We start from the raw sequence: 17,644 nt of genomic DNA on the forward strand, positions 1-17,644 counted from the left end.
TCAACTTTCCAGCGTAGAACGGCCTCCCGGGATATCTTTAGTGGCAAGATCGGGCCGTGTTGGCGGCGGACCTTCGGCACCGAAGGGATTCAACTCGTCCTTGTAGCCCCGCAATGGAAAATCCTTGCGCTGGGGAAAGCCCTCGAAGCCTTCCCACATGTAGATCCGGCGCAGATCGGGATGCCCGTCGAACCGGATGCCATACATGTCAAAGGCCTCGCGCTCATGCCAGTTGGCGGTGCGCCAGACCTCCGTGACCGAGGGAACCTGCGGGGGATCGCCAAGCCGGCACTTGATACGGATGCGCCATTTGTTCGGCAGCGAATAGAGGTGGTACACCGCCTCGTAGCGCGGCGTTTCGGGGTAATGATCAACGCCGCAGATGTCCGACAGGAAATTGAACTGCAGCGCCGGATGCTCTTTCAGAAACCGGCAGAACGCGACGATCTTCTCAGGCGGAACAGCAAAGGCGTGAATGCCGTGCGCGGCGCCGAGGTCCTCGATTGCTTCCCCGAAACGCTCGATGATCAGAGCGCGATAGAGAGACGGCTCCGCACTCATGGCACGGCAACCCGATCCAGCGGCGTCCCGGCCAGCGCGCGGGACCGCTTGATCTTTTCTTGAAGCAGCAGGAAGCCGTGCATCAGCGCCTCGGGCCGCGGCGGGCAGCCGGGCACATGCACATCCACCGGCACGAAGGTTTCCGATCCCTGCACCACCGCATAGGTGTTGTAGACCCCGCCCGAGATAGCGCAGGTGCCCATGGCGATGACCCAGCGGGGCTCCGGCATCTGGTCATAGAGCCGGCGCACCACGGGCGCGAACTTCCGCGTTACCGTGCCGGCGATGATCATCACATCGGACTGGCGGGGCGATGGCCGGAACACCACGCCGAACCGGTCGAGATCATAGCGGGCGCAACCGGCCGAGATCATCTCGATGGCGCAGCAGGCAATTCCGAACGTTTCGGGCCACAGCGCCGAGCTTCGGCTCCAGTTGATAACGCTCTCGGCCGTGGTGAACAGCACGCTGTCGCGGATCGCGTTGTTTACGCCTCCCATTCCAACGCTCCCTTCAGCCAGGCGTAGGCGAAGCCCACGAGAAGCAGCACGATGAAGACGAACATCTCGACAAAGCCGACCAGCCCGATGTCTTTCAGGACGACGGCCCAGGGAAAGAGGAACATCGTCTCGACATCGAAGACGACCAGCAGGATCGCAAGGACAAAGAACTGCACCCTCATGCGACCCCCGGCGGCCTCGCCGGCCGCGTCCATGCCGCACTCATAGGGCATGTTCTTTTCGGGATAGGGATTGGACGGGCGCAGCAGCGAGGAGACAAAAAGCGTCGCCCCCGTCACCAGAGCGACTCCGGCGATCATAAAAAGAACCGGCAGGAATTCCATTGCAGCCATATCGCACTGCACCGGTTGCCCACTGAGCGCTTTCCTCAGGCCGCGACCGTCCTGTTCAGGGCCGTCATGCGGTCGCCCGGGAAGCGACTTGGGCAATCCTTTCTCGAGCTTCGAGTTTAGTCCGTCGGACAGATCATTGCAAATTCAATCGCTCAGCCGCCAAACACGGAATGCTGGGCAAGTCTCAGAAACCACGCGGGAAACAGGCCGATGCCGATGGTGCCGGCAGCCGTGAAGGCGAGCGTCGCGCGCACCAGGGGCGTCAGCGCCGGGTCGAACGTCCTTTCCGGCTCGCGCATGTAGATCACCATGACGATGCGGATATAAAAATAGGCGGCAACCGCACTCAGCAGCACTGCGATCACCGCCAGCATGACGAACCCTCGCTCGACCAGCGCGACCAGCACGTAGAACTTGGCGAAGAACCCGGCCGTTGGCGGAATGCCGGCCAGCGAGAACAGATAGAGCAGCATCAGCAATGCCAGCCCCGGATGCGACTTGGCGAGACCCGCATAATCTTCGATCACCTCGCCGGAAAAATCGCCGTTCCGCATCAGGATGACGATGCCGAAAATGCCGAGATTCATCAGCGAGTAGATCAGCAGATAGATCATCACGCTGGCGATGCCGTCCGCGCCGCCGGCCACCACGCCGAACAGAGCGAACCCGGCATGGGCGATGCTGGAATAGGCCAGCAGGCGCTTGAAATTATCCTGCACCAGCGCAACGAAACTCCCTAGCGCCATCGTCACCACGGCAATGACCGCGACGATGATCCAGACATTGGAGGTTGCGACCAGAGGGTTGAGGAACACCCGCAGGATCACCGCGAACCCCGCCGCCTTGGGCCCCACCGACATGAAGGCGGTGATCGTCGTCGGCGCGCCTTCATAGACATCAGGCACCCACATGTGGAACGGCACCGCGCCGACCTTGAAGACCAGCCCCGCGACGATGAAGACCACCGCCAGCAGCAAGCCGGGATCGCGCGGATCGCCGGTCACGGCCGCAGCCATCGCGGCCAATTGCGTCGTGCCGGTGAGCCCGTAGATCAGCGAAACGCCGTAGAGGAAAATTCCGGTGGAGACCGCACCAAGGATGACGTATTTCAGCGCCGCTTCGTTCGACCGCCGCTCACGCCTGAGAAAGCCGGTCAGCACGTAGGTGCAAAGCACCATCAGCTCGAGGCCCACGTAGATCGACAGGAGATCGGTCGCCGAGGCCATGATCATCATTCCCGAAAGGGAAAAAAGCAGCAGGACATAGTATTCGCTGCTGCCGATCCCTTCGATTTCGGCATATTTCCGCGAAAGCAGGAATGTCAGAATGGTGGCGAGGTAGAACACCAACTTGAAGAAGACCGCGAAGCGGTCGGCGATGAACATGCCCGTATAGGCCGGCCGCACGTCTCCCGCCAGCATGAGTGTCGCCAAGGCGGCAATCAGCACGACCGCGACGGAAGCCCAGACAAGCAAATACGCCTGCCCCTTGCGCAAAAACTGTCCCAGGATCAGCAGGATGCAGGCTCCGGTGACCACCACGATCTCGGGCAGGCTTGCGAGAGCCGACTGGAAAAGTGCGGCGGCGGTCATTGGCCGCTCCCCTTGGCGTGCACCTGCACCAGCAGATGTTCCACCGAAGCGTCGATGATAGCGAGAAAGGGCTTCGGATAGAGCCCGACCCACAGCACGAAGACGGCCAGCGGCAGGGTCGCTGCCAGCTCGCGGGCGTTCAGGTCGCGTATCTTGAACCGGACGCCGACGCTGGCCGGACCAAGCGCGACTTTCCCATACATGTTAAGCAGATAGGCCGCGCCCAGCAACGCGCCGAAAACGGCGGCCGCGCCGACGGCCAGGTTGGCCGCAAACCCGCCCGACAGGACCAGCAATTCGCCGACGAACGAATTCGTTCCCGGCAGCGCCATCGACGCCAGGGTGAACAGCGCAAGAAACGCGGTATAGACGGGTGCCGACTTCATCAGCCCGCCATAATCAGCGATGCTGCGGCTATGGGTCCGCTCGTAGATCAGGCCGACGAACAGGAACAGGGCGCCCGTCGTCACGCCATGATTGAACATTTGCAGGATGCCTCCCTGGAGCCCGCGGAGGTTCAGCGCAAAAATCCCCATGGTCACGAAGCCCATGTGGCTGATGCTGGAATAGGCCACCAGCTTTTTCAGATCGTCCTGTGCCAGCGCCAGCAACCCGCCATAGACGATCGCCAGCGCTGAAAGCGAAAGCATCAGTGTCGAATAATATAGCGACGCCTCTGGCAGCATCGGCAGCGAGAACCGCAGGAACCCATAGGCGCCCATCTTCAGCAGCACGCCCGCGAGGATGATGCTGCCTGCGGTCGGCGCCTGTACATGGGCGTCCGGCAGCCAGGTATGGACCGGGACCATCGGCACCTTGACCGCGAAGGCGATCAGGAAGGCGAAGAACAGCCAGGATTGGACCCGGAACGGCAAATCCTGGGCGGTGAGGGCGAGGATGTCGAAGGTCTCGCCGCCGTTGAAATAGAGCACGATGACACCGACCAGGAACAGCACGCTGCCCGCCAGAGTGTAGAGGAAGAACTTGAACGCCGCATAGACCCGGCCGTCGCCGCCCCAGACGCCGATGATCAGGTACATCGGGATCAGCATCGCTTCCCAGAAGACGTAGAACAGGAACAGGTCGAGCGCGCAGAACACCCCCAGCATCAGCGCCTGCATGGAGAGCAGACTGACCATGAACGTCTTCACCTTGCGGTCGATCGCAACCCACGAGGCGAGCACGCAGATCGAACCCAGCAACGCGGTCAGGAACACGAAGAGCGCGCTTATCCCGTCGATGCCAAGCGCATAAGTGATCCCGAGCGCCGGCACCCAGGGGCGCTTCTCCGTGAACTGCATCGCGTGGGTCGTGGTGTCGAATCCGGCCAGCATGGCGATGCAGAGGGCGAGGTCGAGGATGGTGACAGCAAGCGCCGTCCAGCGCACCGCATCGTCGCCGCGCAGAAACATCAGAACCGCTGCCCCGGCGACGGGCGTGAAAATGATGAGGCTGAGCAGCGGCAATCCCATCGCGCCCCCTACCGCCATACCACGGCGAAGACCACGGTGGCTGCGATCACACCCGCGATCATCGCCAGCGCATAATGGGTCACGACGCCGGTCTGGAGCCGCCGGAGCCGCCCGCCACCGCGCAGGATCGAGCGGGCGACGCCGTTCACGACGGCGTCCACGCCGGTGAGATCGATCCACAATCCCGCCCGTGCCGTCCCGTGCAGAAAGGGTAGGGCGGCTGTCTCGGACACGTTGCTGACCGCCTTCTCATAGCGCGCCAGCGGTTTTTCGGCGAACCACATGAAGAGCCGCGCCCCCTTGCGGTAGAACCAGTCGGTGTCGATGCTGATCGTGTTCTCGGGGTCGAGCGCCCGGAGGAAGATCACGAATCCCAGTGCGGTGAACATCAACAAGCTAAGGCTCTCGGTGAGATGGACGCCCGTATAGGGTTCGAAGTCGACCGGATAAGGGAGAAGCGCGTAAAGCGGCTGCGGGAATACCCCGATCGCAATGCAGAGCACCGCCGCCATGCCCATCGCAACCAGCATGTTGCGCGGCGGCTCCCGCGCCTCCAGTTTCCGGTCCACGCCGAAAAACATGTAATAGGGGAGCTTCAGGCCGGTGTGCAGGAACGTCCCCGACGACGCCATCGTCAGCGCCAGCACCACCAGCGCCCGATGATCCTGTCCGGCGGCGGCAATCACCATCGATTTGGTGACAAAGCCGGAGAAGAACGGAAACGCCGAGATTGCCAGGGCGCCGACCATATAGAGCGCCACCGTTATCGGCATGGTCCTGTAGAGCCCGCCAAGCTCGGTGAGCTTACGGCGGCCGGTGACGTGGATCACCGCTCCTGCGCCCATGAACAGCAGTGCCTTGTAGAGGATATGCGCGAAGGCGTGGCTGGAGGCGCCGTTCACGGCCATCTCGGTGCCGATGCCGATACCCGCCACCATGTAACCCACCTGGCTGACGATATGATAGGCGAGCAGCCGCCGGCAGTCGTTCTCCAGCACCGCGTAGATGACACCGTAAAGCGCCATTGCGGTGCCGAGCCAGACCAGAAGCTCGGTCCCCGGAAACGTCCGCGCCAGGACATAGACGGCGGTCTTGGTGGTGAAGGCGCTCATGAACACCGCCCCGGTGACAGTCGCCTCCGGGTAAGCATCGGTCAGCCAGGCGTTCAGCGGCGGCACTGCGGCGTTGAGCATGAAGCCGGCAAGGATCAGGTAGGCGCCGGCGCCCATCCCCCCCTCGATCGGGCCGACGAGCAGCGAACCCGTGGCGAGCCCGTGGAGAATGAGACCACCGAGCAGAACGACGCCGCCGGTGATGTGGACCATGAGATAGCGGAAACCGGCGGCAACCGCCTGCCGGCCGCCCTGGGCGAAGACCAGATAGGCAGAGGCGAACGCCATGCCTTCCCAGAACAGGTAGAGGGTCAGGTAGTCGCCGGCGAAAACCACGCCAAGCGCGCTGCCGACATAGACGAACGCAGCGACATGCTGGCCGGGGCGCGTCAGGTGCAGAGCGTAGACCGTTCCGATCAGCGCCATGATGGTGAAAACCGTTGCGAAGACGATGCTCAGCTTGTCGACCTTCGCGATGAGGATTTCCTGCCCGATGAACGATGCCGCGCCGTAGCTGCCCGGCTGCATCGTCAACACGGTGAGGATCGCCAGTATCGGGATCAGCAGCAGATAGGCCTTGCGGATCGACCCGTTCAGAAAGGGGATCGGCAGGGCGCCGAGAATGAACAGCAGGGCGGGGTGGACGAAGTCAGTCATAATAGTCCTCGCGCCGCATGAGCCCGGCCCGATGACCGAGGAACTTGGAAACGAAGATCAGCAGCACGCAGGAGAAGAAGCCGTAGACGGCCGACCAGCCCGGCAGGCGGTCCCACAGGTATTCGGCGTGTTCGCGCGGCACCAGGAAGTCGGCGATGACGATCAGCACGAGCACCAGATAGAACAGCCGACGCCGTTCGGTCGCATGGTTTCCGTCGCCGAAGAAATCGACCACGCGCTTTATCATCTGACAACTCCTTCCGCCAAGGCGACGAAATAGTCGGGGAAGATGCCCATCGCCACCGACAGGATGGCGGTCGCAACCAGCGGGATCGTCATCATCGGAATTTCACGGATCGTCGCCGGGCTGCCTTGCGCCTCCGTCCCGAAAAAGGCGACATAGCTGACCGGCAGGAAATAGGCGGCGTTGAGGACCGAACTCGCCAGGAGCACGATCAGGAACGCGATTTCCCCCGCCTCCACCGCGCCTCGCGCCAGATACCACTTGCTGACGAACCCCGCCGTCGGCGGCACGCCGATCATGCTGAGTGAGCCGACGAAGAACGCCCCCATCGTCCAGGGCAGCCTGCGGCCGATACCGGCCATGTCGCTGATGTTGCGCTTGCCGGACGCGCAATAGATCGAGCCGGCGCAGAAAAACAGGGTGATCTTCGAGAATGCGTGCGCCGCGATGTGGATGATCCCGCCGACCATCGCGACCGGCGAGAGCAGAACCGCGCCCAGCACGATGTAGGAGAGCTGGCTGACCGTCGAATAGGCGAGCCGCGCCTTCAGGTCGTCCCGCGTCAGGGCGTAGACCGACGCCATCAGGATCGTGAACGAGACCAGATAGGCCGTGGCGATGCCAAGTCCCAGCCCGTCCACCAGCCCCGTGCCGAAGACATGGAACACCAGCCGCAGCACGCAGAACACGCCCATCTTGACCACGGCCACCGCATGCAGGAGCGCACTGACCGGCGTCGGCGCCACCATCGCGGCAGGCAGCCATGCGTGCATTGGCATCACCGCAGCCTTGGCGAAGCCGAACAGGTAGCAGAAATAGACGACTGTCAGCAGCGCCGCCGAAGCATCGCTGCCTGCCAGCAGGCCGCCCGGCACAAAGTCGAGCGATCCCGCAATGTGGTAGGTCAGCGCCAGCGCGGCGAGAAGCACGCTTTTTGACGCCCCCATCAAATAGACGAGGTACTTGCGGCTGCCCGTCCATCCCTCTTCGTCTTCGTGGTGGTAAACGAGCGGATAGGTCACGAGGGTGAGCATCTCGTAGAAGATCACCAGCGTGAACAGATTGGCGGCGAAGGCGCCGCCGACCGCCGCCGCGAGACTGGCGGCAAAGCAGGCGAAGAACCGGGTCTGCGCGTGCTCGTTCAAGTGCCGCATGTAGCCGATGGAATAGATCGCCGCGACAATCCACAGCAGCGACGAGACGGTGGCAAACACCATGCCGAGCGCATCGACCCGGAAAGCGAAGTCGATCCCCGGCAGAACCGCAAACAGGCGCAATTCGACCGTCCCGCCCGCCAGCACCGTTGGTGCCATCGACACGACAATTGCGAACATGGCGATTGCCGCCAACGGCGAGACGATATCGCGGAGTTTCTCGCGCTTGTTCAGAAGCAGAACGGCAAGGACCGCCAGGCCGGCGACGGCGACGGCAAGCAGCGGCCGGATCGATATCACCGGGTCCAAGCCACTATCCTTTCATCATGGTCACGTCGTCGACCTTGAGGGTGGATTTGTTCCTCACGAGGGCGACCAGGATGCCGAGGGCGACGGCAACCTCCGCAGCGGTGATTGCGATGACGAAGATCGCGAAAATCTGCCCGCGGAAATCGGCGTGGTAACGTCCGAAAGCGATGAAATTGACGTTGACCGAGTTGAGCATCAGCTCCAGCGACATCAGCACGACCAGAATATTGCGCCGGAGCAGCACGCCCGCCGCTCCGATCACGAACAGCGCCACTCCGAGCAAAATGTACCACCAGAGCGGAACCATCATCCCTGCTCCTTCTGCGCCAGCACGATGGCCCCGACGAGCGCGGCCAGCAGGATGACGGACGCAACTTCGAACGGCAGGAGATAGTCGGCGAACAGTGTTGTGCCGAGCTGCCTGACCTGATCGCCACCGCTGACGGTGACAGGCTCCGTCAGAGAAAAGCGGCCGCTCCAGAGCACCAGCGCAAGCATCTCGATCCCAAGCAGGACAAGCAGCACCAGAGCCGGCATGTTGCCGCCCGGCAAGAAGCGTTGCAAGACCGCTTCGCGCACATCGATCATCATGATCACGAAGACGAACAGGACCATGATCGCGCCGACATAGACGAAGATCTGGATGACCGCGAGCAGCGGCGCCTCGAGCAGGACGAAGATTGCCGATATCTGCAGGAAGCACGCCATCAACGCCAATGCGCTGTGAACCGGATTGCGCGCCATGACCAGCGTCAAGGCGGTGATCACGGACACCGTAGCGAACAGAAGAAAGAACCCCTGATCCATCGACGCCGACCCTCCGGCGCCAACTGTCACCCGGCGCCAAACGGCCGGGTGTGAGATTGCGCCGCAACTTCCGATGCGTTCAAAAATTGTGCCCTAATATTGAATTTTTCACAAGATTATTGTCATCGGCGAGGCAATATCAGGCCGGTCTGGGGCGCGACCGCCGGCTGAAGATCAGACCGACGTGGATAAGGGCCGCATCACTGCGCCAGTTCGGTCTCGCCTTGGCCTGTTCGCACCAGTAGCAGACATCCATGGACAGACTAACCGTCGTTGGTGCCGTGCCTGCGGCCCCCTCATCCGACCCTGCGGGCCACCTTCTCCCCGAGGGGAGAAGAGGGAGCAAGACGCACCGACACTGCCCAAACGAACCTACCTCTCCAAAGGCACTTCCTTCAATGGAGTCGTTGGCGAACCGGGAGCCTCCCTCTTCTCCCCAGCGGGGCTATCAGATTCACACATTGTCGAAAGCGGATAAGAGGAGGCCTACGCCGCGTTTGGCCGCCTGGAACTGCTGCCATCCGTCGAGCATGACGATTGGCCCAGGCTTGCCATAGTAGCCGGTCCAGCCGCCGAGGCGGGCGCAGACCCAGGCGGCGTAGGCCAGCGACCCTTTGGGATGCGGGTTCTTCTGTTTGGCGGTGTTGCCCTCGAGCTTGGCGCAGAAGGCTTCCAGCAGCGGCCGGTCGCTCGGCTCGAAGGCGTCTTCGATGGGACGCAAGGTGTCGCCGGGCGGAGCGCCGTCGCGGGCATGAACCAGTTGCTGCACGATGACAACGCGACGAAGGCGGCCGTCACCAGATTGCTCAGTGCCCCCTCGTCCTCGATGCCCAGGCCTTCGATATCGAAGCCCTGGGTCTTCAGGGTGCGGAACAATTGCTCGATCGTCCAGCGGCGGCGATAAAGGGCGATGACAGCCGCCGCTTGGTCCACATCCGACACCGCGTAGGTCGTCAGCAGCCGCCAATGGATCGGTGCCTCGCCCGGTGGTGTGACGGTCTCGCGCACATCCACCAGATAAAGGCGCACCTCATCCGGGGTCTTCTTGTAGATGCCGTTCTTCGGGTGCGGCAATGTCACCGCGCTGAAGCGGATCGCCAATTGCGTGTCGCGCTCCTTGCGGCCCGGCTTGGCCGGCAGGGTGAAGGCAAGGTTTGCCGCAACCGGCAAGGCATCGGCCATGGCAAACAGCGACGGCTGGTCTTTGCCGAAACTGCGGTCTTTGGCGGCGCGCACGACAAGGTCGACATTGGCAGGCCTTCGGGTGAAGGCCTCATAGATATCGCTTTCGCGGTCGGCAATGACGGTGATGTGGCGCGCGGCGGCGCAAACTTCTGCCGCCCGGTCGGCGCCCTCCAGCCAGCGATAGCTCTCCTTCTCCTCGATCGGACGCGCGCGCTGGGTGCCGCGCTTGCCCTGGTCCCGGCTTAGAAACTGCCCGTGGATCGCCCCGACGATCGCGCCATCGTCGGCGTCGACCCCGATCATCGCATGCAGATAAAGGCCGCCACCGCCGCTGGAGCGGACCACCGTCGTATCCTGAATGGCCAGGATATGCCGATCCGCGCAGCGGCCGGCCGTGCGCAAGGCCGCCTCATCGATCATCGCCTGCGGATCGACCGCTCCATTGCGCAAAAACCGGGTCAAGCGGATCTCTCCGGCCCGATTGCCGCCGAGCTTGCGCACCCGCATTCCCTGGCCGGCCGTCGCGACAAGGCGCTCCAGCAAGAACGCCCCCCTTTTTCCAGGCGACGGTCGCCAAACCGCCCCAGGCTCAAATCACCCATCGCTCAATTCTCCTGCTTGCAGCAAGAGAATCAGAACCCAATTCCATAGGCAATTCTAAATGTGTGAATGCCATAGCCCAGCGGGGAGAAGGTGGCCCGCAGGGTCGGATGAGGGGGCCGCAGGGCACGACTTTCGCTATCGCCCTTCGCTCCTTCCATCGCCTGCGGGGCGTTTTCTCAGGCCTCGGATTTCAGCTTGCCGCCGACCGCCCAGGCATCCTTGGCGATCTCGGTGATCAGGATTTCCACCGATTCCGGCGGGCACGCCAGCGTTTCGACGGCGGCCTTGGTCGCTTCGCGGGCGAAGGCGCGCTTCCGATCGTCGGTGCGGCCGGGATGCATCTGCAGGTGAAGAATAGGCATGTTTTCTCCTTGGTCATGTTGGCAATATCCGTCGCCTGGCGCGGACGTGACCACTGTGTTGTAAATGCTGCGGTTGATAAATAAGCTCCCGGTATCGTCATTCAAAACCAAGAGGTAGGCAATCATGGACAAGCTGGCCGGCATGGCGATGTTCGTCAGGGTCATCGACAATGGCAGTTTCGCGGCGGCCGCGGAGATCGCGCAAGTGTCGCCTGCCATGGTTGCCAAGCACATCAAGACCATCGAGACCCGGCTCGGGGCGAAGCTGATCCATCGCACCACGCGACGCCATCAGCTGACGGAGGTTGGCCAGCTCTATTACGAGCGCTGCAAACGCGCGCTTTCCGAAGTGGCGCTGGCCGAGGCTTCGGCGAACGAGCTGCAATCGGCGCCGCGCGGCCGGCTTCGCGTGGTGGCACCCGTCAGCTTCGGGACGCAGGTCCTGGTGCCGGCGCTGATCGATTACCAGAACGCCTATCCCGACGTCAGCATCGAGCTATCGCTCGACAATAATGTCCATGACCTCGTCGGCGAGGGGTTCGAACTCGGTATCCACATCGGCCCGCTATCCGACGACAGCCTGGTCGCGCGCCCGCTGACGCCCTACCGGCGGATTCTCGCTGCCTCGCCTGATTATCTCGCCCGCCATGGCCGGCCGGCCTCGCCTGAGGCTCTGACGAACCATCTCTGTCTCGGCCACTCCTATTGGCGCATGCAGGATCGCTGGCACCTGGTCGGGCCGAGAGGCGAAATGCGGGATGTGTTGATTTCCGGAAAATTCTCCACCAACCAGGGGGCAGCCCTTCGCATGGCAGCGCTCAGCGGTGCCGGAATTGTGCTGCAGCCGGAACTGCTGCTCGCCGCTGATATTGCCGAAGGACGGCTTGAACAGGTGCTGCCGGAATGGTCCTACAAGCCTGTTCCGATGTCCCTCGTCTACGCGCCGAACCGCCGGCCGACAGCGATGTTGCGGACGGTGATCGATTTCCTGGTGGAACGGTTTGGCTAGTGATGGTCGAGGCCGACGGTCGTTACAGCGCGGAGGCCTATAAGCTCGCAGTCGTCGCCTACAAGCCGATCCTCGCCGATCTCGAGGCGCTCTCGGCGCGCGGCTTCTGCCCGGTTTCGCCGACCCTTGCCTTCGAGACCGTGCCGGCGGGGAGTTATTCGCTGGAGATGGCTGATGACCGCCTCGATGAAGGGACTCGGCGGCATGCTCGGCGTTGCCAACGGCGCGGTGAAGATCGATAAATCCTTCTGCATGCAGGCGAAGGCCGTCACCCGCGCCGAGATGGCGGCATATTACACCGCCAACTCGATCCCGCCGCGGCCCAATCGTATGCCGATTGTCCAATTGAGCATTTAACCCGGTGGGATACGCAAACGGGATAAGCCTGATGTGCGCAAACTCCTTCGGACAGACCACCCCCTTATGTGCTCAAATTTTTTTGGCGAAAGGCTGGATCGGAGAGACCGTACACGGCGGTGGGCACGGTTTAATGCCGCCATACAGCCCGCATCGCGCGGGGGAAACGGCAGCATGGATGGGCTTGAATACCCTTCGCCAAAATTTTCGTAAAGATTTCTAAAAAGGATACGCGTAAATGGACAGCAATAAGCTTGAATACATGCTGGAGCAGCTTGATTTACCCAGCTTAATGTAGCTGAATGCGCCAAAGCAACCATGGGTAGGGTGAATAGTGGCTAAAGTTGTGACGGTTATGAATATGAAAGGTGGCGTTGGAAAAACTACGGTTACAATGCATCTAGCAGGCGTTCTTGGAAGGTGGCACGCTTACGGCTCAAAGCCAACGAAGGTGCTGGCAATAGACTACGATCCACAATTCAATCTATCTCAAGCACTTCTTCCAGCCAAAGATTATTTTGCGCTCGAGAAACAGAATAAGACAGTGCTTTCCGTATTAGTTGAGGACGAAAGCGATCTTGATCCGTTTAAGATACAGGTCCCCGGAAACTTGAAACCGCCCAGCGTCGGTAGTTTATCAACTCCAATTTTTAACGGCAGCAAAAAAGGCGGTGGGCTCGACTTGATCGCCTCCACCTTGGATTTGATGTACGTCGCGCTAGGAGAGGCAAATTTGAACGTAAAGCCAATCGAGGAGCGATTCACTAAATTTATAGAAGAGGCGCGGAGCCTCTACGATATAATATTAATTGACTGCCACCCAGCAGGATCGATATTCACTCAAACGTCGCTTCGACATTCCGATCATGTTGTCATACCTGTTGTTCCGCAAAGATATTCAGTTCGCGGTATCGGTCTGATGATGGAATTTATCGGGGCTAAAAGTGTAGGAAAACAACCTGCGACGCCCCACATTCTTTTCAACAATGTCCCTCGAATCGGTGTCTCCTCCGAAGAAGCGACGATCCGAGCGGATAAAAAATTTGCGGCGCACTGCATGACCAATACCCTCAAAAAATTTAAAGCTTTTACCGAACCTGAAGCTGGAAAAAATTTCGTTTGGTCAAGTGGCAAAGCATATAGCACCGAGGCTTTAAACAACCTGGTCAGGGTTTCCAGAGAATTATTTACAAGAATTGGAGGCTGATATGAAGGCTAGAGTAAGACAAAAAGCACTCCGATTGATAGCTTCCCAGTTGATTGCTTCCGACTTCTCTCCGTCAGACTTGCGCGACATCGGCTACGATATAAGATTCGGCAGCCTCGGTGAGGACCTCAATTATCTTCTGGAAGGATTTTACCATCAGCTTAGCCGGCAGGAAGAATTTAAAACCGCGGAGCCTCAAGACGACGATTTGTTTGAACTCGTGCAACGCAAAAGGATGACCAAGAAAGCTCTTTTTGAGCGGATGCACCAAGTTGATGGATTTAGGTACGGGGGTGTATCTACAGATATGACAACGAGGGAAATGATTATGCATTTTTTAGAGTTGGCGGAGCCTTCTCAGATTCAAATGCTTTACTCATTGCTCAACGGAAACGACAGTGAAGATCCCTATCTCTCAGGTATCATGAATCGAAAGTGAGGGCCTTTCAGTGTCCACCAGCAAGCTTTCTGCTGCCCTAGCTCAGGTAGATTGGGAGCAAAACATCTCAACCATGATGGCAGCTAGCGAGCGGCAGGAGACCATTACAGCGGCGACCTTGCATTTGGCGATTTGGTCGAAACAACTAGAGCAGACTGACGAGCGGAACCCTGCTTTGTGCTTTATCAGAGAGATGCAAAATGCCGCGCACAACACAGCAGTGTTAATACCACTGGGTTTGTATAAGCCAGCGGCAGCCTCTATGCGCGCGATTTTAGAGGGCTCAATGTATTACACCTACTTTCGCTCTCATCACGTGGAGTTAGCTACCCTTGCAAGGGAAGAAGGATTTTATGTAGAAAAGAAAGAAATTCTTGTTTTTCATAAGGAGCATACTCCAAATTTTGTAGTGAGAGAAAGAAAATTAGGCGTCATCAGCAGACTCGAGACTACCTACAGTCAACTTTCAGCCGTAATACATGGCCAGATCCCTGGAAAATGGGTAACGTACACGGCGGTTTCTGATATCTCGTACAATCAGAAAGTTTGCGATGAGGCTATAGTGGTTTTTACTGAGGTGATGGAGATAGTAAAGCGTCTGTTTCTATGTACCGTGGCGCAAGAATTTTGGCACTCCTTCTCGAAGGCGGCTAAGGGCAAAATTCTTCATGGGTTGTCCGGCGAACAGAAGCTTGAACTCGGATTAGATTCTGCATGAAAAACGGGCGCCTATCTCTCCGAGTTAAAACCATGTTCTGTTAATTCCCTACAGCTCAACACGGACGGAACTGGGTCAGTATACGCATACGGTAACTCTTACACCTTCTGCTGAGGGGGCCTACGACGCCTCCTTCATCATTTCTTCGACACTAAAACGCAACACTTCTTCGAATACTTTGTTTCGAGCCTTTGCATCTTTAATGAGGGCAGACGCGGGCATTACATACATATGAAGTGGAACGCCGCTGCCACTCCCCGCCACAAAATCATTGTATACAACCCGATCACTCAGCGAAAATACGTCCTTGAAACCGGTCTGCTTCATATCGCGATAGAATTCGTCGTCTATATCAACTATTGAGAACGCGAATACCTCCCGAACCGTTTCAATCTTAGCAACAAGCTCATTTGCATAAAGCCTGCATTGAACTAGTGCTTTATTGTTATCAAACAAATCAGCACCAGGCTTCTTGAACTCAATAATAACAAGCTTGTTCGGCCGATTATTGTTGTCTTTAGAAAAGAACGCCGCTACGTCTGGCTTTCGATTCTGATTGCGTTCGACGCTCTGATTTACTTCACCAATTATTCTCGAAAGCGTGTTGTCACTAAAGACACTTGAGTAAGAGAGAAATTTGTCATCGACAAGCCAGATGTTGTTTTCTCTAATATCCCTGCCATCGCTCCTTTTAGGTAAAATAGCGTTGTGAATAGCATTTTCCGCCTCGTTGCTTGGCATCTTCGCTAAAGAGTCGATTACCAACGCACGGTGCACAATAAATCGAGCGAGGTCGTCGCTGGCGAGATGGGAAACATCATCCCACGACACGGCCTTCCCGTGTTGCAGCGCATCAACAAGTTGATCTTCTCTGCGCGATTGCTGAGCGCGGTAGGTCCTCACAATTTCATCTGCGTCAAGGAGCGCGGCGTTTCCACCGAGCGACGAAACGTCGATGAACGGATAGTACCGCTTTAACTTTTCAATATTTCCATTCTTAAATGCATCGACCTCGCCTTCATCGGCTGCGTTAATCATAGCCATGCATTCCTCATGGATGCGTCGCAGAAGATTATCGCGGCTGATTGGGGACGCCAAATCGACTTCCTCGTCCGTCTTAGGAATCTCGAGTCTCTTTCTCTCAATATTTGACCGCATGTTGAAATATTTCGATGTAACCGAGATTTGATAGCGGCAGCTGTCGAATCTTTTGCTTATAGTATATTCTTCAATACAGAGCTCATCAGCACAAAGCATCGCCACAATACCCTTTGATGGCGGAGCATCTTTGAAAAGATAGCAGTCAAAAATTTCAGAATTTATCTGAAAACTTTGCTCTTTCTCTGTCTTAATATCTGAACCAACCAATTTGAAGGTTTCCTCAAATGGTTGCCCAGAGTTGTGATGAAACGTAAGGGTTATACTTTGACCGCCTTGGTGCTTAAGAAACACAAGCAATCGAAGATCATCGCAAAGAGACGTGATAAGATTTCGTACTTGGCTATTGATTTGCTCTCGCAGTTCGCTGAGCGCGATGACGGTTTCCCTTCTTCCGCTGATCGCATCCCGGTTGACGTCTGAAAGCTTGAAGTCGGGCGTGTAAAAGAACTGAACAAGCTCACCTTCCAGTTGGCTGCGAACGCTCACCTGCTTTGCATATTTCAAAAAAGATAACCGCCCTACACCCTTGCCTCCGAGGTGGTCCTTGTGGCCGGTGCAAATTTCGTCAAAGTAATTTAGGTTCTCGGTCGTAAAGCCTTCCCCGTTATCCGTGATGGATATTCCCTCCAAAACCACACGCTCTGAACTTTCGCTGAACATTTCAGCTTGCCTGTCTGAAAAACGAAGATCAACGGTGATTTCTGTTCCACCTGCATGGATTGAGTTTGTGACTGCTTCCCGAATTACATCCCTAGCCGTGACACCGCCCTTGTAATGCTCTGCAATAAATTTTCTTAGGTTAATTCGTGCCACTGCTGAGCCTCAAAGCGGGATACGACCAATCACGGGGGCTTAGGGAGACTCATTATTGATCACCCTCTTTTCCGTTGTAAAGTAGGATGTTACGAGGATTCAGGCAACCCATACCGTATTGCAGCATGCTTGTATGAGGGTGGTACGTTGAGGTCAGGACAACGTGTTTCACTGACTGCCCGCAGAGCCCTTAGTTTGCAATGCCTTGATCTCAGGAAACGCCTCCTGCTAGGGCACCTTTCGTATCTCCCATTCGTATCGAGATTTTTAGACGTCGACACTTCCGTCCGCGAAATGGATACTCATGTCTGGTGGCTGCCCGGTTATCGTGTGCAATGCAGAAGACGTAAAAAGAGGGGACATCGTATCTTCTGGCTGCCCTAGAAGCCCGGCTTTTAAGGGATGGTGGACGCTCCCTCCGGACCAACCATATTCCGCGTCGGGATCAATCTGGGCGATGTCGCCTTGGTGGATGGCGATGTCTATGGGGACGGGGTGAATGTCGCCGCGCGGCCGGAGCATTTGGCCGAGCCGGGCGGGGTGGTGGTGTCGGGCACGGCCTACGATCATCTCCAGGGCAAGCTCGCCTGGCCGCTCGATTTCGCCGGCGAGCAGCAGGTCAGGGCCAAACGGTCCTGCAGCTCGATAGATGGATTATTAACTTCGAAATTAACTCGGCGTGCAAGCCCATGGCAGCGAAGCCAATTGATCGTATGATTGCCGCAATTGTCGAAGCTCGGTAGCTTGGGAACGGACCCGTGCGTATTCGCATTATCTGTGTGCTGATCCTGTCTATCGCGTTTGCGGCCTTCATGCCTGTGGTGATGGAGTTTGGCCGGGCGCTTTACGTAGACGACGATTTCGGAGCACCCGCTTCACTTGACCTCGTCTTCATCGCCGTGTCGGTCATCCCAGGTATTCTCGCGGCAGCGGGCCTCTGGCTGGCGGATGTTCGGCAGCACAGGTTACCGCTGCTAGAGCAGGTCCTGCGATCGATGAATCGAATGTGAGGTGACGTAGCGAGCCGCA

At 58.3% G+C, this 17,644-nt stretch carries 18 protein-coding genes and 2 pseudogenes; 7 read left to right on the top strand and 13 right to left on the bottom strand.

All coding sequences use genetic code 11. The features are described 5' to 3' along the window. The 12 genes from AF337_RS12540 to AF337_RS12595 all read right to left on the bottom strand — a co-directional run bounded on the left by AF337_RS12540 (window position 1) and on the right by AF337_RS12595 (window position 10,911). Window positions 1-561 (bottom strand): NADH-quinone oxidoreductase subunit C, encoded by a 561-nt coding sequence (locus tag AF337_RS12540; protein ID WP_049732368.1) that lies wholly within the window; start codon window positions 559-561, stop codon window positions 1-3. After that, the gene (locus tag AF337_RS12545) at window positions 558-1,061 is read right to left on the bottom strand and encodes a NuoB/complex I 20 kDa subunit family protein (RefSeq protein WP_049732369.1); all 504 of its coding nucleotides are present in this window, start codon (window positions 1,059-1,061) and stop codon (window positions 558-560) included. The genes AF337_RS12540 and AF337_RS12545 overlap by 4 nt, the downstream gene beginning before the upstream one ends. Continuing rightward, window positions 1,049-1,414: an NADH-quinone oxidoreductase subunit A gene (locus AF337_RS12550; protein WP_049732370.1), complete on the bottom strand. Its 366-nt coding sequence runs from the start codon at window positions 1,412-1,414 to the stop codon at window positions 1,049-1,051. Before AF337_RS12550 ends, AF337_RS12545 begins: the two co-directional genes overlap by 13 nt. A 152-nt stretch (window positions 1,415-1,566) precedes the next feature. Then, complete coding sequence (locus AF337_RS12555; protein ID WP_049732371.1) at window positions 1,567-3,006, bottom strand: NADH-quinone oxidoreductase subunit N; 1,440 nt, start codon at window positions 3,004-3,006, stop codon at window positions 1,567-1,569. Then, window positions 3,003-4,478, bottom strand: a complete 1,476-nt coding sequence (locus AF337_RS12560; protein ID WP_049732372.1) for an NADH-quinone oxidoreductase subunit M — start codon at window positions 4,476-4,478, stop codon at window positions 3,003-3,005. The genes AF337_RS12555 and AF337_RS12560 overlap by 4 nt, the downstream gene beginning before the upstream one ends. Before the next feature lie 8 nt (window positions 4,479-4,486). Next, the gene (locus AF337_RS12565; RefSeq protein WP_049732373.1) at window positions 4,487-6,247 is read right to left on the bottom strand and encodes a Na(+)/H(+) antiporter subunit D; all 1,761 of its coding nucleotides are present in this window, start codon (window positions 6,245-6,247) and stop codon (window positions 4,487-4,489) included. Then, on the bottom strand, window positions 6,240-6,494 hold the full coding sequence (locus tag AF337_RS12570; protein ID WP_049732374.1) for a hypothetical protein: 255 nt from the start codon (window positions 6,492-6,494) through the stop codon (window positions 6,240-6,242). The genes AF337_RS12565 and AF337_RS12570 overlap by 8 nt, the downstream gene beginning before the upstream one ends. Continuing rightward, the gene (locus AF337_RS12575) at window positions 6,491-7,954 is read right to left on the bottom strand and encodes a monovalent cation/H+ antiporter subunit D family protein (protein WP_049732375.1); all 1,464 of its coding nucleotides are present in this window, start codon (window positions 7,952-7,954) and stop codon (window positions 6,491-6,493) included. Before AF337_RS12575 ends, AF337_RS12570 begins: the two co-directional genes overlap by 4 nt. 4 nt (window positions 7,955-7,958) lie before the next feature. Beyond that, on the bottom strand, window positions 7,959-8,261 hold the full coding sequence (gene nuoK, locus AF337_RS12580; protein WP_049732376.1) for an NADH-quinone oxidoreductase subunit NuoK: 303 nt from the start codon (window positions 8,259-8,261) through the stop codon (window positions 7,959-7,961). Beyond that, window positions 8,261-8,761, bottom strand: a complete 501-nt coding sequence (locus AF337_RS12585; protein ID WP_049732377.1) for an NADH-quinone oxidoreductase subunit J — start codon at window positions 8,759-8,761, stop codon at window positions 8,261-8,263. The genes nuoK and AF337_RS12585 overlap by 1 nt, the downstream gene beginning before the upstream one ends. A gap of 486 nt (window positions 8,762-9,247) precedes the next feature. Then, window positions 9,248-10,489, bottom strand: coding sequence for an IS4 family transposase (locus AF337_RS12590; protein WP_244471232.1), 1,242 nt, complete (start codon window positions 10,487-10,489; stop codon window positions 9,248-9,250). A gap of 236 nt (window positions 10,490-10,725) precedes the next feature. Further along, window positions 10,726-10,911, bottom strand: coding sequence for a 4-oxalocrotonate tautomerase (locus AF337_RS12595; protein ID WP_049732378.1), 186 nt, complete (start codon window positions 10,909-10,911; stop codon window positions 10,726-10,728). A gap of 124 nt (window positions 10,912-11,035) precedes the next feature. Between AF337_RS12595 and AF337_RS12600 the strand changes: the two genes are divergently transcribed. From AF337_RS12600 to AF337_RS12620, 5 genes and pseudogenes are all read left to right on the top strand, one after another. Further along, the gene (locus AF337_RS12600; RefSeq protein WP_049732379.1) at window positions 11,036-11,920 is read left to right on the top strand and encodes a LysR family transcriptional regulator; all 885 of its coding nucleotides are present in this window, start codon (window positions 11,036-11,038) and stop codon (window positions 11,918-11,920) included. An 8-nt stretch (window positions 11,921-11,928) separates the two neighbouring features. Next, window positions 11,929-12,264: pseudogene (locus AF337_RS42080) on the top strand (protein kinase domain-containing protein); the annotation flags it as partial. Window positions 12,265-12,611: 347 nt separating this feature from the next. Then, complete coding sequence (locus AF337_RS12610) at window positions 12,612-13,484, top strand: ParA family protein (protein ID WP_152971033.1); 873 nt, start codon at window positions 12,612-12,614, stop codon at window positions 13,482-13,484. A 1-nt stretch (window position 13,485) separates the two neighbouring features. Next, window positions 13,486-13,923 (top strand): hypothetical protein, encoded by a 438-nt coding sequence (locus AF337_RS12615; RefSeq protein ID WP_049732382.1) that lies wholly within the window; start codon window positions 13,486-13,488, stop codon window positions 13,921-13,923. 10 nt (window positions 13,924-13,933) lie between these two features. After that, window positions 13,934-14,641, top strand: a complete 708-nt coding sequence (locus AF337_RS12620; protein WP_152971034.1) for a hypothetical protein — start codon at window positions 13,934-13,936, stop codon at window positions 14,639-14,641. Window positions 14,642-14,761: 120 nt separating this feature from the next. On the opposite strand, the gene AF337_RS12625 is transcribed toward AF337_RS12620, so the two are convergent. Continuing rightward, window positions 14,762-16,615, bottom strand: a complete 1,854-nt coding sequence (locus AF337_RS12625) for an ATP-binding protein (RefSeq protein ID WP_082336794.1) — start codon at window positions 16,613-16,615, stop codon at window positions 14,762-14,764. Between the two features lie 429 nt (window positions 16,616-17,044). Here AF337_RS12625 and AF337_RS40275 point away from each other — a divergent pair. Then, window positions 17,045-17,239: pseudogene (locus AF337_RS40275) on the top strand (adenylate/guanylate cyclase domain-containing protein); the annotation flags it as partial. A 134-nt stretch (window positions 17,240-17,373) separates the two neighbouring features. Continuing rightward, complete coding sequence (locus AF337_RS12635) at window positions 17,374-17,625, top strand: hypothetical protein (protein WP_244471233.1); 252 nt, start codon at window positions 17,374-17,376, stop codon at window positions 17,623-17,625. Window positions 17,626-17,644: the final 19 nt, after the last annotated feature.

This window comes from Rhizobium ecuadorense (assembly GCF_001187535.1).
Classification (GTDB): Bacteria; Pseudomonadota; Alphaproteobacteria; order Rhizobiales; family Rhizobiaceae; genus Rhizobium; species Rhizobium ecuadorense.